General features: G+C 45.0%; 17 protein-coding genes. 10 read left to right on the top strand and 7 right to left on the bottom strand.

Annotated features, from left to right (window positions below; genetic code table 11):
- The first annotated feature begins 22 nt into the window (after positions 1-22).
- The 4 genes from V6C11_RS15670 (at position 23) to rpsI (ending at position 2,632) form a co-directional block, all read left to right on the top strand.
- Positions 23-868 carry an energy-coupling factor transporter transmembrane component T family protein gene (locus V6C11_RS15670; protein WP_333532141.1) on the top strand — a complete coding sequence of 282 codons (846 nt, stop codon included), beginning with the start codon at positions 23-25 and terminating at the stop codon, positions 866-868.
- Positions 865-1,647 (top strand): tRNA pseudouridine(38-40) synthase TruA, encoded by a 783-nt coding sequence (truA, locus tag V6C11_RS15665; protein ID WP_333532140.1) that lies wholly within the window; start codon positions 865-867, stop codon positions 1,645-1,647. Before V6C11_RS15670 ends, truA begins: the two co-directional genes overlap by 4 nt.
- Before the next feature lie 127 nt (positions 1,648-1,774).
- Entirely contained in the window at positions 1,775-2,206 is a 432-nt protein-coding gene (gene rplM, locus V6C11_RS15660) for a 50S ribosomal protein L13 (protein ID WP_333532139.1), read from the top strand.
- A 33-nt stretch (positions 2,207-2,239) separates the two neighbouring features.
- The gene (gene rpsI, locus V6C11_RS15655) at positions 2,240-2,632 is read left to right on the top strand and encodes a 30S ribosomal protein S9 (RefSeq protein ID WP_333532138.1); all 393 of its coding nucleotides are present in this window, start codon (positions 2,240-2,242) and stop codon (positions 2,630-2,632) included.
- A 163-nt stretch (positions 2,633-2,795) separates the two neighbouring features.
- Here the strand turns inward: rpsI and V6C11_RS15650 are convergent, their stop codons facing one another.
- The 4 genes from V6C11_RS15650 to V6C11_RS15635 all read right to left on the bottom strand — a co-directional run bounded on the left by V6C11_RS15650 (position 2,796) and on the right by V6C11_RS15635 (position 7,929).
- Positions 2,796-3,494, bottom strand: a complete 699-nt coding sequence (locus V6C11_RS15650) for a vitamin B12 dependent methionine synthase (protein ID WP_333532137.1) — start codon at positions 3,492-3,494, stop codon at positions 2,796-2,798.
- A gap of 179 nt (positions 3,495-3,673) precedes the next feature.
- On the bottom strand, positions 3,674-4,948 hold the full coding sequence (locus V6C11_RS15645; RefSeq protein ID WP_333532171.1) for a phytoene desaturase family protein: 1,275 nt from the start codon (positions 4,946-4,948) through the stop codon (positions 3,674-3,676).
- Positions 4,888-5,112 carry an NAD(P)-binding protein gene (locus V6C11_RS15640; protein WP_333532136.1) on the bottom strand — a complete coding sequence of 75 codons (225 nt, stop codon included), beginning with the start codon at positions 5,110-5,112 and terminating at the stop codon, positions 4,888-4,890. The genes V6C11_RS15645 and V6C11_RS15640 overlap by 61 nt, the downstream gene beginning before the upstream one ends.
- A gap of 165 nt (positions 5,113-5,277) precedes the next feature.
- Positions 5,278-7,929, bottom strand: a complete 2,652-nt coding sequence (locus tag V6C11_RS15635; protein WP_333532135.1) for a LuxR C-terminal-related transcriptional regulator — start codon at positions 7,927-7,929, stop codon at positions 5,278-5,280.
- A 400-nt stretch (positions 7,930-8,329) separates the two neighbouring features.
- Between V6C11_RS15635 and cwlD the strand changes: the two genes are divergently transcribed.
- Together cwlD and V6C11_RS15625 are read left to right on the top strand one after the other, a co-directional pair.
- Positions 8,330-9,142 (top strand): N-acetylmuramoyl-L-alanine amidase CwlD, encoded by an 813-nt coding sequence (gene cwlD, locus V6C11_RS15630; RefSeq protein ID WP_333532134.1) that lies wholly within the window; start codon positions 8,330-8,332, stop codon positions 9,140-9,142.
- Positions 9,143-9,325: 183 nt separating this feature from the next.
- A complete protein-coding gene (locus V6C11_RS15625; RefSeq protein ID WP_333532133.1) occupies positions 9,326-10,492 on the top strand; it encodes an aminotransferase class V-fold PLP-dependent enzyme in 1,167 nt (388 codons plus the stop codon).
- Positions 10,493-10,645: 153 nt separating this feature from the next.
- On the opposite strand, the gene V6C11_RS15620 is transcribed toward V6C11_RS15625, so the two are convergent.
- From V6C11_RS15620 to fliK, 3 genes are read right to left on the bottom strand one after another with little or no spacing between them, the layout of a single operon-like run.
- Entirely contained in the window at positions 10,646-11,863 is a 1,218-nt protein-coding gene (locus V6C11_RS15620; protein WP_333532132.1) for a DUF401 family protein, read from the bottom strand.
- Between the two features lie 14 nt (positions 11,864-11,877).
- Complete coding sequence (locus tag V6C11_RS15615) at positions 11,878-12,150, bottom strand: EscU/YscU/HrcU family type III secretion system export apparatus switch protein (RefSeq protein ID WP_333532131.1); 273 nt, start codon at positions 12,148-12,150, stop codon at positions 11,878-11,880.
- 3 nt (positions 12,151-12,153) lie between these two features.
- Positions 12,154-12,741, bottom strand: a complete 588-nt coding sequence (gene fliK / locus V6C11_RS15610) for a flagellar hook-length control protein FliK (RefSeq protein WP_333532130.1) — start codon at positions 12,739-12,741, stop codon at positions 12,154-12,156.
- 114 nt (positions 12,742-12,855) lie between these two features.
- Here fliK and V6C11_RS15605 point away from each other — a divergent pair, with 114 nt between their 5' ends.
- The 4 genes from V6C11_RS15605 (at position 12,856) to V6C11_RS15590 (ending at position 16,774) form a co-directional block, all read left to right on the top strand.
- Positions 12,856-13,518, top strand: a complete 663-nt coding sequence (locus V6C11_RS15605) for a LysE family transporter (RefSeq protein WP_333532129.1) — start codon at positions 12,856-12,858, stop codon at positions 13,516-13,518.
- Between the two features lie 57 nt (positions 13,519-13,575).
- Complete coding sequence (amrA, locus tag V6C11_RS15600; protein ID WP_333532128.1) at positions 13,576-14,979, top strand: AmmeMemoRadiSam system protein A; 1,404 nt, start codon at positions 13,576-13,578, stop codon at positions 14,977-14,979.
- Positions 14,980-15,002: 23 nt separating this feature from the next.
- Entirely contained in the window at positions 15,003-15,863 is an 861-nt protein-coding gene (amrS, locus tag V6C11_RS15595; protein ID WP_333532127.1) for an AmmeMemoRadiSam system radical SAM enzyme, read from the top strand.
- Between the two features lie 260 nt (positions 15,864-16,123).
- Positions 16,124-16,774 carry a Crp/Fnr family transcriptional regulator gene (locus V6C11_RS15590; RefSeq protein WP_333532126.1) on the top strand — a complete coding sequence of 217 codons (651 nt, stop codon included), beginning with the start codon at positions 16,124-16,126 and terminating at the stop codon, positions 16,772-16,774.
- The last annotated feature ends 41 nt before the right edge of the window (positions 16,775-16,815 follow it).

Below are 16,815 nucleotides of genomic sequence, written 5' to 3'. Positions count from 1 at the left end.
CAAAACAGGAAGGAAGAACACTTTGTCCCTTTTTTCAAATATTACAGTGGGTCAGTATTATCCCGGTAACTCCATAATCCATCGTATGGACCCCAGGGCCAAGCTGTTGGCTTTACCCATTATTGTGGCATCCGTTTTATTCGCTAAACAGCCGTTGGATTATCCTGTGGCTGCCTTACCCGTGTTATTGGCCCTGGCTTTCGCCAAGGTACCACTTACGGCCTTCCTGCGAGGCATGAAATTCCTTTGGATTTTCCTACTAATTGGACTGATTGTACAGTCTATCTCCTACCCCGGAGAAACACTCTGGCAGTGGAGCTTATTTAAAGTTAGCCGTGAGGGGCTTTTCCTAGGTCTTAGGCTTGTTTATCGGTTAGGCCTGCTGATTATATCGACCATGCTGATTACCATGACGACCACGCCGGTGAATCTTACTGGGGCACTGGAAAAGCTTCTCAACCCTTTTAAATCCATGGGGTTGCCAGTTCACGAATTAGCTATGATGCTAACCATAGCCTTGAGATTTATTCCCACTCTATTGGAAGAAGCCGAGGTTATTATGAAAGCACAACAAGCCAGGGGGGGAGATATTGCTTCCGGCAAGCTTGGCCAAAGGGTCAAGGCCTCGGTGGCCTTGCTGGTTCCCTTGCTGGCAGGTTCTCTCAGAAGGGCAGATGATTTGGCCGTGGCCATGGATGCACGCTGCTATAGGGGTGACCAGGGTCGTACAAGGCTAAGGCAGTATCGATACAAAAGGATGGATCGAGTGATCCTGCTGCTAGTGCTGGCTACTTTGGTTACCGTAATCCTTGGAGGTCAGACGCCCGTAAAAATTGCCGGAGATTGGATCGTTGGAGGGGCCGGATGAAAAATATTAAGCTAACCTTGGCCTATGATGGGACAAATTATCACGGCTTTCAAGAGCAAAGGGGAACTGGCTTGTTAACCATACAGGAAGCATTGGAAAGAGCCCTTCGTACTCTTGCTAAAAGCCCCATTCAGGTAATCGGGGCTGGTCGTACCGACGCAGGGGTTCATGCCCTGGGGCAGGTTGTTAATTTTCGCAGTGATAGGTGGCCAATACCCGTGGCAAAGATACACGTAGCAATGAATGCCCTATTACCACCAGATATTAAAATTATTAAAGCAGAGGAAGTACCACTGGACTTTCATGCTAGGTTTTCCGCCTTGGCCAAGACCTATCGTTACTCCATTTACAACCATAGGGTTCTTTCACCCTTTCATCGACTTTATTGCTACCATGAACCAAGGAAGCTGGATCTCAAATCCATGCAGGAAGGTGCCCGGTATCTACTGGGAAGCCATGATTTTAAAAGTTTTCAAGCCCAAGGCACACCGGTTAAGGATACCATCCGAACCATTTTTCGGGCAGAAATTGTTGAGGAATTACCGATTATGCATCTTTACCTAAGGGGAAATGGTTTCCTATACAATATGGTTCGCATTATCACAGGCACCTTACTGGGAATTGGTATTGGTAAAATAAAGTCAGAAGACATACCAAAGATTATTCAGGCCAGGAACCGTACCCTGGCAGGCTCCACAGTCCCACCCCAGGGATTGTGTTTAATGGAAGTGGAGTACGAGGCGAATGCGGGTGCAGAAAATCTTCCAACGATAAAGTAAGACGCTTCTACTTGACAGGGGTATAGCGATGGATTAAAATACTCTTATGTGTGGCCAGTTGCGATTCCCGCCCCGTTATCGTAAGCTGGCACAGGCTTTAAGGCTTTATAGGGAGGGTAACGTATAAATGAAGACTACGTTTATGGCCAAGCCAGCTGAGGTACAGCGGAAATGGTATGTCATAGATGCCGAAGGAAAGGTACTTGGTCGTGTTGCAGTAGAAGCTGCACGTATCCTGCGTGGCAAGCACACTCCTATGTTTACACCTCATGTAGACACCGGAGATTTTGTGGTTGTTATTAATGCTGATAAGGTAATCCTTACCGGTAATAAATTGGATCAGAAAATGTACAACCGGCACAGTGGCTATCCTGGCGGTTTAAAGCAAACTTCTTACCGCGTTATGATGGATAAGCGGCCTGAACTGATGGTAGAGAAAGCCATTAAAGGTATGCTGCCTCACAACCGTTTAGGAGCTCAACAGGCTAAAAAACTAAAGGTTTATGTAGGTAGTGAACATCCCCATCAGGCTCAACAGCCGGAAGTATGGAACTGCTAATTTTTAAGATCTTTACCGGAAGGAGGAAATATTGTGGCTCAAGTACAGTTTTACGGAACTGGTCGTCGTAAAAACGCCGTAGCCAGAGTTTATTTGGTTCCTGGCGAAGGTAAAATTGTCGTAAATAACAAAGAAGTATTAGACTATTTTGGTCGTAAAACTTTAGATATGGTTGTTCGTCAACCCCTGGAGTTAACCAGCACAACAGGTCGTTTTGACGTTCTGGCTAAGGTAATTGGTGGTGGCGTAAGCGGTCAAGCAGGTGCTGTTAGACATGGTCTTGCTCGTGCCTTAATACAAGCCGACCCCAATCTGCGTCCTGTATTAAAGCGCGCTGGCTTCTTAACCCGTGACCCTCGTATGAAGGAGCGTCGTAAATACGGTCTTAAGAAAGCACGTCGTGCTCCTCAATTCTCCAAACGTTAATAGCTACAAAAACCAAAGCCCCGCAAATCCAGTGTTTGCGGGGCTTTTTGCTGTCTTAAGAGCCTTTTAAAATGGCTAAAAATCAACTCGTTAGTAATGGAGAATCGGGTGTCTCCCAAAAAGCATCAAGCCCGTCCGATGCGAGGGGCTTGATCGAATCGCATTACTTTAATTGATACTTTTCTGCATACAAATTTTGATCATAAGGGACTCTCCGCCCGGGGCACTTCTCTCTAGGGCAAAGCTGACAATTCTCGTAACCGCCTTTCTTAGAAAATCGGAAACCGGATACTGTTTTTAGAGGGCTCATGAGAAAGCTTTCTTTCAATTCCACCCCGATTAAGCCTTTGACATCACCTAACAGTTGGAATAAAGGTGCTTGTTCTTTGAGCGGCCAATCTTCAAGAGAACCGGGATTCATGTTGACGGCATGGTCTAAATGATATTCTTCCTCAACTTTGGCAAAAAAGTGCACCCGGGCGGAATGCATAATTGCTTCCATAATGCCATTGGCACAACCGGTTTCAAGCATATGATTAAAGGTTTTTGCCCATTCTTCAAGTTCTTCCCCGCAAGTGATAACATAAGGGACAACTTTAAAGGTTTCTTCCAGGTTGACCCGCAATATTCTACTGGTGAACTTAATTCCGTCCACTACGACAAAATCGTCTCCCTTGGACTCTATATAGGCTAATCGATAGGCGACCTTGGGTTTGCCGATTTTCAACGCTTGCTCAATCATGTTTTCTACATCCTGGGCATAAAGTTCGTCCGGCTTGATATGTAAATGTGTATGTAAATGTGTAAATAGCAAATCACGATCAATAGTAAAAGGAATAGTCGTCATTACATTTGTATTCATTTAGTCCCCCCTCAATTTAAAATTGATTACTTTAATTATGACATAGCAGGATTGTTCTCACAATAATAACCACAAGGGAACACAAAAGAACCGTCCCTTTGTGTCCTCTGTGTTCTCTGATAGCCCCTTGTCTATTTTGGAATTGTTATAGTTATCGAAATGGAAAGAATATACTAGCATTACGGTTTGACCGTAGAAAATTCCATTGCTTCCTGTTCACAGAGAGTTTTCACTAAGTTGCGTCCTGAAGAGATCGACTGCTCAATACCGCCTGCGGGCTGGACCCATTGGCCGACCATATAGAAATTGGCTAAACCCGGCAAAGTTTTAGGTATGGTGGTTCTCATTGCCTCGGGTGTCGGCAGCCAGCCCTCAAAGGAGCCCCGATGATTGCGGGTATACCTCCAAAAAGTATAGGGTGTGGCTACATCCGTTATTTCTACCTGGGAGGAAATACCGGGGTAGAGGGTCTCTAGCCGCCGCAGCACATCGTGGGCCAGCTTTGCCTTTGCAGCTTCATAAAGGGCTCTGTTTTCCTGTAAATGATACCAGTGGTCAAAATCTGTGTCCAGCAAAACCTGAACGACTGTCTTGCCTTCAGGTGCTAAAGAAGGGTCATAGTTAAAGATTCGCAACCGAAAATTATCCGTATCTTGGACACCGGTATGAATGGGTTCTTTAAGTAAAATCTTTTTGACCGGTGGTTCATTAGGGAATTGGCGGGCAACACCGAAACTGATGAGATGAATTGGCCAAAATATGGGCCACTGTGCATACCGTTCACGGATACTCTGGTCAACATATTTTCCGCCCAGCATTTGAAAAATAGTACTGAAACCATCGGCAGCCGAAACGACCACATCAGCCCGGTGTTCGCTGCCGTCAGCCAGCCGAATGCCGATCACGGTGCTGTTTTTTACAAGTATTTCTTCTACGCGGGCCCCATAGGTTATTTCCCCCTGCAAATCCTGATAATACTGAGCAATGGCAAGGGAAAAGTTTAGGGAACCGCCTTCTACCAAACCCAACTGCCCATCGGCCAACAGCCCGAGTGTAAATAACATTGCATACGTCGGCATTTGCGGGACCATCATGTGAGTTATGTACCAACGCAAATAATGATTTTTGAAGCTCTTGGCGAACTCGACTACCGGCATGTTGTAATCTTTCAGAAATTCCACAAGTTCTGGCTTGGGTGCATGGAAAACACCTTGCATAATATGGCAGCCAGCGATAAATTCGTCAATAATTTTTTCGTCCTCGGGTGCCATTGTTTTCATGTCGTTGGCCAAACGCTTCAGGTCAAAAGTAACAACCAATTTTTGACCGGTTTTTTCGTTCAAGAAGGAAGAAAACTCTTTAAGAATCTGAAAACGGTTGTTTTTTAGGATGCCTAACTCTTTACAAAGGGAATGAAAAGGCGAGTTTGGTTGGCAACCAAGTAGCCAGTGTATACAACCATCAATTGTATAACCTTTGCGCTGCCAGGCAGTACAAAGGCCGCCAGGGCAGTATGCAGTTCATAAATATGGGTTTTATAGCCGTTCATTCTAGCGTAGCAACCGGTTGAGAGTCCCGCCACGCCGGCTCCGATAATGATCATGGATTTGTTATTCATTATTTAACCTCCTTTTTTATAGATACTGAGCACCCTCGTTAGGTTTTACAATTGAATCTTTTTAGCTGTTTTTATTGATTTTATCGGAAGGATGGTTAGGTTGTAACCTAACCAAAGTTAGGTTTTAGGGCGAAAAAATGACTGCCCCTTAAGGGCAGTCAAAGTTTAATCCAGCAATCCAAGGTTCCTGGCCTTAGCCGTTGCCTGGATACGTGTTTTGACATTTAGTTTTGAGTAGATTTTATTAGCATGCCACTTCACAGTGCCCACAGTGAGGTGCAACTTTTGGGCAATGTCAGCATTCGATAAGCCACTGGCTATAAGGCTGAGTACTTCCCGTTCACGTTCGCTTAGCGGCTCAATAAGTTCAGTCACCGGGATGCCTTCGCACAAAGTAGGAGTAGCTTTGCAACCGTCAAACACTTTTATTAAATTACTCACAAATACCGGTGACAAGTGACGCACTTCTCGTAGTAACATAGCAACATCTGTGCCCTCATAAAGGAATGTTCGGAAGTAACCTTCCGGGGCTGCAAGTTTGACAGCTTCCTCCATGTAGGGGATGGCTTCTTTTATACCGTATAAGGCCAATTTGACCCGGCTCTGAAGAATGAATATCAATATCAGGCTGCCATTACGTTTACCCTTTCGGGCGAACCGTTCCAGGTTATCAAGGAGTATCCGGGCATCATGATAATGTCCCCTGGCAATTAATATTCTGGCGTAAACATAGTATGATGGTTCGCGTTGGGTGGTTATTGGGTCACCGGGGGAGAGCCCGGTCTTTTCCGCCCACTGGATGGCACCGTTTAAGTCTCCCTCTTTCAGTTTAAAATCTGCCTCCAGGGAATTGTGCCAAAAAGCTATGGAAGAAGGGACAGGCAGGTGAATGTCAGGATGGCTCTTCTTTAGTAACGAAAAGGCTGCTTTCTTATCTCCCATAACGTATAGCACCCTAGCTAGAGCCTGTTCAGCAAAGCCCCCAATTATGCGGTAAAGACCTAGCCTCTTACTGGCCTCAAGCCCTTTAATCAGATAGTCTCTGGATAAATCCAGTTTATCCGTTTCATAGTAAAAGAGGCCCAGAGGTATATTGAGCATACTTGTATATGGATGTGATTTCCAGACTGTAGCCCTATCCGTCTCCAGGGCCCGGTGACAAAGGTCTAAGCCTTCTCTGAGGTTGCCTTGGATATAAAGGTTAGAAAGCAATTCCGCTAATCCTGTCAGTGCATGCATGCATGAACCAAATCGATGTGCAAGGGCAATGGTTTCACGGAATGTTCTGCTGGAAACTTCTATGTTCCCGGTGATACGCTGGGCTCTGGCAAGGTTGTTAAGTGCAAATATTCTAAGCAGGGGGTCATTATCGCCAATGAGATTAAGGGTCTCCTTTGCTAGTTCCAGTGTGTGCGGATCATCCCGGGTGATACCTAAATATACCTCAATGGACAAAAGCCTGGCCCGGCTGGTTATAGAAATTTGACTTGGTGGTATTTTTTTTGATTGAATGAGGAGATGGCCTGCCTCGTCTACCTGGCTGGTCATGAATAAAGCACCAGCTTTAAGGCTGAGAAGTTCAGCGTCATGAAGCAACAATTGACCAGACAAAACATCAAGCCAGCCTAGCAGTGTTCTGGCCTGTCCTCTTTCCAATATTGTATCAGCCACTCTTACTATCACAGACCTGGCTTCCTGTACGTCACCGGATGCCAGCACATGTCTTACCGCGTCGTCGGGATAACCGTGGGCCTCATACCATACTGCTGCCTTCTTGTGCAGCTTTGCCCGCTCTGTTTCCGCCAATTCTGTTCGAAGGAAGTCGGCAAAAAGGTGATGATAGCGAAACCATACTCTATTTTCATCCAGAGATATCAAAAACAGGTTGGCCTGCTCAACCTTTGAAAGCATTACTTTACTGTCATATCTACCTGTCAGCGCGTCACATAATGACGGGCAAAATCTGTCCAGGATGGCAGTTTGACAAAGGAAATCCCGCACATGGGAGTCCTGCTGACTTAGCACTTCCTCCATCAGGTAGTCGAGAATATAGCGATAGCCCCCGTTAAAGTTTTTTATAAAACTGTCAGAGCGTTTTGACCCCCTGACCTGTAATGAAATCGCTGCCAACTGCAGTCCGGCAATCCATCCCTCGGTACGGTTAAATAAAACTGCTATTTCTTCATCCGTTAACTTTAAATTGTCCTTGTGAAAGAAAAAAGCTGCTGTTTCATCAATGGTGAACCTAAGATCACAGGCCCGTAATTCAAGCAACTGACCGCGTACCCGCCATTTTGCAAAAGGCAGCGGTGGGTCTTCACGTGTAAGCAGTACTAAATTCATAACCGGTGGCAAGTAATCCAGAACTTTCTGGATTACCTCGTGGATAAAAACGTTTCGAATAACATGATAGTCGTCAAGTACAAGGATAAAAGGGATTTCTGAAGATGCAATGGTATTTCCAAGCAAGGTAACGATGTTTTCTACAGGAGGTAGATTTGAAGAACGCAGCACATCTGTCAATGCTGCTCCCGAAATGCCCGTTGCAGATTCAACAGCTGCAATCATATATGTAAAAAAACGCGTAGGGTCATTATCACCTTCGTCAAGAGAAAGCCAGGCATAGGGATGGTCGGCCCGGTTAAGCCAACCAGAAACCAGTGTTGTCTTTCCGTACCCAGGAGGTGCAGAAACAATCGTTATTTTTGTACCTGAGTGGGCCCTTTCATTGAGCAAAGCAACTAGACGAGAACGTTCTACCGAACCGGATTGTGGTGCTGGCATATAGAATTTTGCTGCCAAAAGGGAGTTGTTCATAGTGAAGCCTCATTTTTTTATTTATCGATTCTTTGTTTCTGCAAAAAAAACGGGTTTCCTTCGGCATAAAAAAGTTTATATTACCAAGTTTAAATATTTAATAAATATGATTTATATAGGATAGTAGCCGAACGGGCGTTCCCCTAATTCCACAACAAAAAGAGCGATTAAGGTTTTTTACCATTCAACGACATTTTCGTATTTCCTGTTTCGATGTGCGATATATGGTCAACAGAAAGGTCCGCTATTTCAGCCAATGCCTCCGTCCCCTGCTTGTATTGTATGGTCGTTTTTGTTAAATAACGAAAGGATAAATTTTCCTTGGCACATTCTATTTTCCAGTTTTGTTGCATAACTTTCCTTGTAGGAATAGAACCGGTTAAAAGGGAGAGGATATGCGGTGGCTGTAATTGGTGCCTTTCGAATAAAAAAGAGATATATATTGGGGCTGACTGTATTTGGCATTTTAGCTTTTCAAATAGTTCAAACGGCCCTTGTTTGGTGGGGGGAAAAAAACATTACAGCCATGTCCTATGTATTGGCGAATAAGATCATCGTCGTGGACCCTGGTCATGGGGGCCGGGACCCGGGTAAGATTGGCGTGAGTGGGGTTGCGGAGAAGGAAATAAACTTAGAGGTTTCTAAGAGATTAGCCACCGTGCTGGGGCAAATGGGGGCAACCGTGATTATGACACGGGAAGAGGATATAGACTTGAGTGACAATTCAACCACTGGATGGAAAAGTAAAAAGCAGCAGGATCTAACCCGTAGAACCGAGCTAGCGAATGGCAAAAATGCTGATTTATTTATCAGTGTCCATTGTAATGCCTATACCAGTCCAAGGGAACACGGTGCTCAGGTTTTTTCACAGCCCGGTTCGGAGGATAGTAAAAGATTGGCAGAGTGCATTCAGTCTGAAATGACAGGGATATTAAAGAATACTACCCGCAAGGCAAAACAAGTCGATTATTTTGCCCTGCGCAAAACTAAAATGCCGGCAACCATTGTGGAGATTGGATTTATTACTAACCACAAAGAGGAAGAAATGCTTAGAGATTCCTTATATCAAAGCAAAGTAGCTTGGAGTATTGCGGCTGGTATTATAAAGTACTATTCAGATACGCCAAAGGATCAAGAGGAGCTTGATGAGGTCAGTAAAGAAATGATTAAAACCTTCCAACAACAACCGGGCCATTTCATTCCAGCACCCTAAAGAAGGGGGTCAGGCTTGCTGTATTGCAAGTTTGACCCCTTTCTTTTTTAGATGAATTAGTAACTGAAGAATAAAAAATTACATATGATGGAACAGTAAATAGGCCGACAACCACACCCTAAAGACCTAAATTTCCTTTCGGGTGTGGTTGTCAGTCCAGTTTTTAAAAAAGGGGGTAATGAAATGGTGTACTTTGATTCTGCTGCAACATCCTGGCCTAAGCCTCCGGAAGTATGGCAGGCAATGCAATACTTTATCCAGGAAATAGGAGCCAGTCCCGGACGTGCGGGGCATAGAAGGACGGTCAAAGCAAATGAAATCGTAGATGAGACGAGGAAGTTATTAGCAGAACTTTTTAACATAGACGACAAAAAAAGAATCATCTTTACCTTAAATGCCACAGATAGTTTAAACCTTGCCATTAAGGGTTTATTAAGACCGGGAGAACATGTGGTTACCAGTACCATGGAACATAATTCAGTTACAAGACCACTTTATACACTGGAAACCTATGGCGTTGAGGTTACAAAGGTACCTTGTGACATCCAGGGTAATATTAAAGTTGAAGAAATTGAGCGGGCCATTAGGCCCAATACCCGTGCTATCGTTATGACCCATGCTTCAAATGTAACTGGTACAGTTATGCCTGCAGCGGAGGTGGGTAAACTTGCGGCTAAGTATAATTTATATTATATTTTGGACGCTGCCCAAACGGCCGGCTTTTTAGACATAGATGTTAAGAAATTGAATATAAGCATCCTTACCTTTCCTGGGCATAAGTGTTTAATGGGCCCCCAGGGTACAGGGGGGCTTTATATTCGAGAGGGAGTACCACTTCTTACATTGAGAGAGGGTGGCACCGGCAGTGGCTCGGAAACACCAACCCAACCAGATATGATGCCAGAAAAATACGAAAGCGGTACCCTCAATGCAGTGGGCATTGCGGGCCTAGGTGCTGGGATTAAATTTATACGCAAAGTCGGTCTGGCTAAAATCCGTGAACATGAAATGAACCTAACCAAATATTTTCTGGATAGGTCCCTGGAGATTAAGGGATTTCAAATATATGGACATCACGATATGCATAATCGAGTTCCGGTCGTATCCTTTACCATAGACGGTTTCACGGCAGGTCAAGTTGGCAATATACTGGATAAGGAGTATGATATTGCCTGCCGTGCGGGTCTACACTGTGCCCCGGATGCCCACCATACCTTGGGGACCTTTGATGGAAAATTAGTTCGTTTTAGTTTTTCATATTTTAATAAGCCCAAGGAAGTGGACTATGCAATTAACGCCCTAAAAAAAATAACAACCCAAGTCCCCGCGCAGCCAGCAACTGTCCGATGACTCAAAAGGCCCTTCCCAAAGAGGAAGGGCTTTACTTATCCCTAATCATAAGTATAAGATTTTAAGGAGGATCGTATAAAAAAGCACGGCTCGCACATAGGGGCACACCCTTAAGTCATGACCGAAAGGTCACGGCAAGCGAGCCAAGCTTTTCTAATAGGCAAAAATTTTAAAAACTACCGTTGAAAATAAGACAATTAATAGGGTCGGTACAAATAAAGGGCGGTACGACTTTATAAAATCAGCCTTAAAATATTCAACAGTCAAAATAAAGCAAAGGTGCACAGGGGATAACATGACGCCCGAAACACCAGCCACATAGGCCAGCATGACATAGCTGGCGGATGGTTCAACCAAAGCCATGACCAGCGGAAAGGATACCCCGATACAAGCCTGCACCAAGCCTGTCAAAATGCCAATAAGAAGCGGCAGAAGGATTAAGGCAGCAATTGGGTGGATACCGATATTGTTAAAGGCAGAACTTACTTGCTCCACAGCACCAGACACCTCTAGTACATCCTTAAAGGCCATGGTACCCCAGGTAAGAAGAACGATACGCAGGGTAAGGGGTTCAAGCAGTGTTTGCCACACGGACCGTAATGAATATTTTTTTTGAATAATTAGGAGCAGTAAAACAATGGTCAAGGAAAGGGCGATTTGAACATGCAACAAGACAAGCATTACTGTGACCCAGAGGGGCCAGGTCAAGGAACCTATTTTTAAAAGATTAGCAAATACCCGATTGGTCTTTGAACAGGCGGGGTCTGACGGATCATCCTTTGCCTGACCAATATGAAAAACGTACCAATATCCTAGGATGGCAAATACTATCGAAAAAGGCCATTGCCACATTAAGATGGCCGAGAGAGAGATACCTGAAATATGGGCGGACAAAAGTAACCCAGGATATAAGGGTAAAGAGAATTCCCACATATGCCTAAACCAATAATTAATGAAAACTCTTTTTTCCGGTGTAAAAGATCGATTTCGTGTTGCTTGGTCCACCAATGGTGCTGAGAACCTAGCTCCGCCGGCAGAAGGCAATAGACCAATAATTGCTGGGATGGATACAATCAGCAGGCGGGGGTTCCAGGGAAGTTCAAAGATAGAATCGGTCATGGTGCGAAGCATACCCGTTTGTCGCATGATTGATTCCAAAATCATAATTAATACAAGTGAAAGAATAAGTCCCATGGTAGAAGGATCGAGAAGTGTTAGAAACAATTGCTGGGAGGTAACCAAGGGGTTTAAACCAAAGAAAGTCCCTAGCACGAATGTGGCTGCCATCATTGTGGCACCAAGACCTACTTTTTTACGAAGTAAAACAATAATCAAAAAGAAAACCAGAAAGACTTTAATAAGAGGTGACATTCTGCTAACTCCCTCTATCGAAGCATTTTTTTATCCAGGATGGCTACATGGGCTATAATCTTGGCCACGGCCTCATATAGTTCCGGCGGTATTTCTGTACCCAGACCCAATTCGGTGAGGGTATGGGCCAGGGTTTCATCACGGTAAAGTGGAATATTGTGTTCCTCAGCAAGTCGCTCAATGGCTTTGGCCAGATCCCCCTTGCCAACAGCAACTACCTTAGGTGCCTGATCTTCACCAGGGTTATAACGAAGGGCGGCAGCCACCGCTTCTTTTTTTTCTTTCATTACTTACACCTGCACATTCAATAAAAGATACCCTTCACTGGCGGCAAAATCCGGATCAATATCGGCAATACCTCGAATACCAGGTTGTATTCGGCAAGAAACAATAACGTTCTGGTAGCCAGCTTCTGATAAATCCTGTTGTAGCTCTAAGGAACTATTTCGAAATAGTTCAGCGGTGCTATTACTTTCCGTAATGCACTGGACCGATAATAGATTTGGCTGAGTTGACAGGGTAAACCATAAAGGCCCCAGGGTATCCGTATTGATTTGGAAAATTAACTTATATTGGCCATTCGCGTCCGTTTTAGCAGCGAGATCTTTGATCTTTAGGTAGAAATGGGCATTCTCATAAACAGGACTACGTAGGGGTAGCGGTACATAGGATAATTGATCCTGGCGGTCCACCGTGTGGGTTGGTTCCGGTGTATTCACTTTTGGCGTACGATGAACCTTTGCTGCTTCTCTAGCCTCGGCAGCAATGCTTTGATCCATGGTAAAGGGTCTTTGTTGTGTTTTATCAACCTGTTTGCCGGGAGTTACGCGCATGTTTTCGGAAGCTTTGAACAGGGTGGACATGATCCGGTCTATCATAAAAACCCCCCCCTTTATAGACTACCTTCGACATCGTTAAATATGTTCCTTCCAGCCAGGTCCCAGAGGCAGGACTTTTCCCTTTACACACGAACATTAATGCGAGGTGATTTTATGGAAGTATTAGCTATTTTTGCATCATCCTTTGTACTCGCTTTTTCTGGGGCGATGATGCCGGGACCTCTATTAACCGTAACCATTACTGAAAGTGCCAGACGGGGATTTATAGCTGGCCCGCTGCTCATTTTGGGGCATGCATTATTGGAACTGTTATTGGTGGTGGCACTATTATTAGGGTTAGCTTCTGTATTGACCAATCCTCAGGTGGGTTCAACCATAGCCATTGTGGGTGGAATTTTTTTGCTTTATATGGGATGGGGTATGGCACGGGACGCTCACCAGGGTAAAATCAAACTGGAGTTACCAAAGGTTGAAGGCAGTACGAGCGAACCGGAAAGTAAAAAGGTGGGGTTGCATCCCGTAGCTGCTGGTATCTTTGTAAGCCTATCCAATCCCTATTGGTCGCTTTGGTGGGCCACCTTGGGCTTAGGATATATTACCCTATCACTGAAAGAAGGGACAGCCGGTCTGGTTTCTTTTTTCACAGGACATATTTTAGCTGATTTTATTTGGTACAGTTTGATTGCCGGAGCCGTGGTAGCAGGGAGAAAATTTCTTAGTCAAAGGATTTACCAGAGAGTATTGGTGTTGTGTGGTCTATTTTTAATATGCTTGGGCGGCTTATTTGTCTATCGGGGATTTTCCGATATTACCTAAAAATATCTTCCTTATAAAAGGAATACTATAAATATCCTATGTTCGGGAGGGGTTTCAATGACCGTTGTATTTTGTGGTATTATGCCTCATCCCCCCATTGCCTTGCCTGAGGTGGGGGGAGTGGAATCAGATGTTATTATGGCCACCCGTAAGGCTATGTCAGAACTGGGGCAAAGGATTAAAGCAAGTGGGGCCGAAACGCTGGTCATGATATCGCCTCATGCCACTGTCTTTGGTGATGCGATAGCAATAAATGCAAGCCCCCAAACAAGGGGTAATTTTGCAGCCTTTGGTGCAGCCCAGGTAGCCCTTCGTTATCAATATGACCAGGAGATGGGTAGTGAAATAGGCTGGCAGGCCCAAGACTTGGGCCTGCCCGTGGCGGAGGTTGATCCAAAACTAGCGGCTAAGCTTGGTATCCATTTGGAATTGGATCATGGTTTTCTGGTGCCTCTTTATTACCTGGAAAAGGCAGGTGTTCACCTACCCTTAGTGCCCTGTTCCATGGGGGTTTTTGCACCAGATAAATTATATCGTTTTGGGGTTGCTGTCAAAAGGGCCGCGGAGGCCAATGAAACCAAAGTAGCGGTGATTGCCAGTGGTGATTTATCCCATCGACTAACACCAGATGCACCAGCAGGTTATGATGAAAAAGGGATCGTGTTTGACCAGGCCATGGTCTCCTTGATCAAGGCCATGGACGTAGCTGGTTTGTTAAGCCTGGAGGAAGATCTTTGTGAACGGGCCGGGGAGTGCGGGCTAAGGCCCATTGCGATGATGCTGGGTGCCCTGGAGGGCTTGGCAGTTAACAGTGAGGTTTTATCCTACGAAGGCCCCTTTGGTGTGGGCTATATGATCGCCTCTTTGACACCCTTGGGTCCTGATTCCGCCAGGGAAATGTTAGAAACCTTACAGCAAAATCAGAAGAAGAAACTGGAAAAGATGCGCAGTCAAGAGGGTTATTTAGTCCGGGTGGCCCGGCAAAGCTTGGAAAGCTACCTCAAGGGGCAGTGGCAGGACCCGGCCGGCTATGAAATACCAAAGGAATTTGCCGGAGCAGCGGGGGTCTTTGTGTCTTTTAAAAAGGGTGGCAACCTCAGGGGGTGTATTGGCACAACGGCACCAACCAGACCAAGTATGATCCAGGAAGTAGCTTACAATGCTGTCAGTGCAGGGACCCAAGACCCTCGTTTTTACCCTGTTCGATTGGATGAACTGGATGAATTAAATGTTTCTATCGATGTTCTTATGCCACCGGAGGCGATTGATGATCTGGCACAGTTGGATGTTAAAAAGTACGGCGTAATCGTGCGCAAGGGCACCAGAAGTGGTCTGCTGTTACCTGATTTAGAAGGAGTGGATACCCCGCAACAACAGGTGGACATTGCTAAGCAAAAGGCTGGCATTGGTCCGGCTGAAGAGGTAGAGTTGGAGAGATTTGAGGTTATCCGATATAAATAGGTATCACGGGGAGTGTTTTTCCTATGCATGAAGCGATGTTTTATCAGTCAAAGGAAAAGGGGCTGCTATTTTGTGAGCTGTGTCCGAAGGGGTGCAGCATTCAAGAAGGACATAAAGGGTTTTGTCGAGTCAGAGAAAATCAGAAGGGTGTACTATACACCTTGAATTACGGCAAGGTATCCTCCTATGCCTTGGACCCCATGGAAAAAAAGCCCCTTTATCACTTTTATCCAGGGACCCTGATCCTCTCCCTGGGTACAGTGGGCTGTAATTTACGCTGTGGTTTTTGTCAGAACTGGCAGATTGCCCATGGCGATCCCCGAACCCTAAATGTAACGCCCGAGGAAGCAGTGGCGCTGGCCTTGGAGCAAAGGGCCAAGGGCTTACCCTGTACCGGGCTGGCCTATACCTATTCGGAACCCTTTATGTGGTATGAATACGTTTATGATACCTCCCGACTGGCCAGGGAAGCCGGCTTAAAGAATGTCATGGTTACCAACGGCTACGTCCGGGAAGAGCCACTGAAAAAGCTGCTGCCCTATCTTGATGCCATGAACATTGATGTGAAGGGTTTTACCGATGGATATTATCGGGAAAACTGTGTGGGTCAGCTAGGGCCGGTTAAGCGAACTGTGGAAATCGCCCAGGAAAAGTGTCATGTGGAGTTAACGACCCTACTGGTACCGGGTTTAAATGATTCTCCCGAAGAGATTGCCGAATTGGTGGACTGGGTAGCCAGTCTAAACCCAGCGATCCCGGTACACTTTTCCCGCTACTTTCCCAATTATAAATTTGACCTGCCCCCCACTCCCCTGGCAATCCTGCGGCAGGCCCAGGAGATAGCCCAAAAGAAATTGAAGCATGTGCATCTGGGGAATGTTTAAACGGGGTCAAGTCGGATGGCTGTGAATGGAGTATGGACAAGTTCGAAAGGGAAAGGATATACTAACAGGATACCAAATAATTTCATGTTATTATAAAAATGTAAGTTTCGATTATGTTGCGTTAGAGTTTCTGGCTGATTGGATTAATTTCTAACTGTATAATTTGGGGCTTTTTTGCTTGTCATAAGGAATTTAATTCATTTAGGCTGTCCCCCGGATTTTATTATCTGTAAAGAAACTTACCGATTAGGAGTGATGATATGGTACTGACAGACGATGAGATGAGTTTTTTAACCGAGAACGGTTCAGAAATAAAATATCCCAAGGGACAGATTATTTTTTCAGAAGGTCAAAAGGTAAATGAAATTTATTTTATCAAAAGTGGTTTAGTTAAAATTTACCGTACGACAGCAGACGGCCGCCAGGTGTCTGTGGGACTGCGTTATGCGGGGGATTTTATTGGTTGTGCTGAGATATTTAGTAATTATACTGAGCGAGAATACAGTGCGGAAGCCATGGGTAAAGTATCCATCCTAATTGTTTGGAAAGATAGTTTTAAAAAGATGCTCGCCGAAAGACCCCAATTTTCTGAGAAGATCCTGGAGTTGATGAGTACTCGGTTAAGAGAAGCGCAAAATACCCTTTACGATTTTATCATGAATCCCATCCAAGGAAGGCTGGCTATTCTTTTATTAAGTATGGCACAACGTGCAGGAGTTGAGGGAGAAGATGATATTATACCTGTGCGGTTGCGGGTTACCCAGGAGGAATTGGCCTGTGTAATTGGTTCGGCCAGGCAAACCATATCCTCTCTGCTTAACATGTTTAGGGAAGATGGCAGCATCATATATAAAGGCAGAGAAATCATAGGGATAAATACCAAAAAGCTCAAATCATGGATTCAGGAATAACGAAAATTAAATTTATAATCGCAACAACAACCCACCCGACA

The sequence above is a fragment of the Desulfotomaculum sp. 1211_IL3151 genome (assembly GCF_036763075.1).
GTDB lineage: Bacteria > Bacillota > Desulfotomaculia > Desulfotomaculales > Desulfotomaculaceae > Desulfotomaculum.
This window is presented reverse-complemented; position numbering and strand designations above follow the sequence as displayed.

Excerpts from the sequence above, each read along its gene's own strand:
- V6C11_RS15590 (WP_333532126.1), top strand. The coding sequence starts at position 16,124 with ATGGTACTGACAGACGATGAGATGAGTTTTTTAACCGAGAACGGTTCA.
- fliK (WP_333532130.1), bottom strand. The coding sequence starts at position 12,741 with ATGATAGACCGGATCATGTCCACCCTGTTCAAAGCTTCCGAAAACATG.
- V6C11_RS15615 (WP_333532131.1), bottom strand. The coding sequence starts at position 12,150 with ATGAAAGAAAAAAAAGAAGCGGTGGCTGCCGCCCTTCGTTATAACCCT.
- V6C11_RS15605 (WP_333532129.1), top strand. The coding sequence starts at position 12,856 with ATGGAAGTATTAGCTATTTTTGCATCATCCTTTGTACTCGCTTTTTCT.
- rplM (WP_333532139.1), top strand. The coding sequence starts at position 1,775 with ATGAAGACTACGTTTATGGCCAAGCCAGCTGAGGTACAGCGGAAATGG.
- amrS (WP_333532127.1), top strand. The coding sequence starts at position 15,003 with ATGCATGAAGCGATGTTTTATCAGTCAAAGGAAAAGGGGCTGCTATTT.
- V6C11_RS15635 (WP_333532135.1), bottom strand. The coding sequence starts at position 7,929 with ATGAACAACTCCCTTTTGGCAGCAAAATTCTATATGCCAGCACCACAA.
- V6C11_RS15620 (WP_333532132.1), bottom strand. The coding sequence starts at position 11,863 with ATGTCACCTCTTATTAAAGTCTTTCTGGTTTTCTTTTTGATTATTGTT.
- V6C11_RS15625 (WP_333532133.1), top strand. The coding sequence starts at position 9,326 with ATGGTGTACTTTGATTCTGCTGCAACATCCTGGCCTAAGCCTCCGGAA.
- V6C11_RS15650 (WP_333532137.1), bottom strand. The coding sequence starts at position 3,494 with ATGAATACAAATGTAATGACGACTATTCCTTTTACTATTGATCGTGAT.
- V6C11_RS15640 (WP_333532136.1), bottom strand. The coding sequence starts at position 5,112 with ATGAATAACAAATCCATGATCATTATCGGAGCCGGCGTGGCGGGACTC.
- amrA (WP_333532128.1), top strand. The coding sequence starts at position 13,576 with ATGACCGTTGTATTTTGTGGTATTATGCCTCATCCCCCCATTGCCTTG.
- truA (WP_333532140.1), top strand. The coding sequence starts at position 865 with ATGAAAAATATTAAGCTAACCTTGGCCTATGATGGGACAAATTATCAC.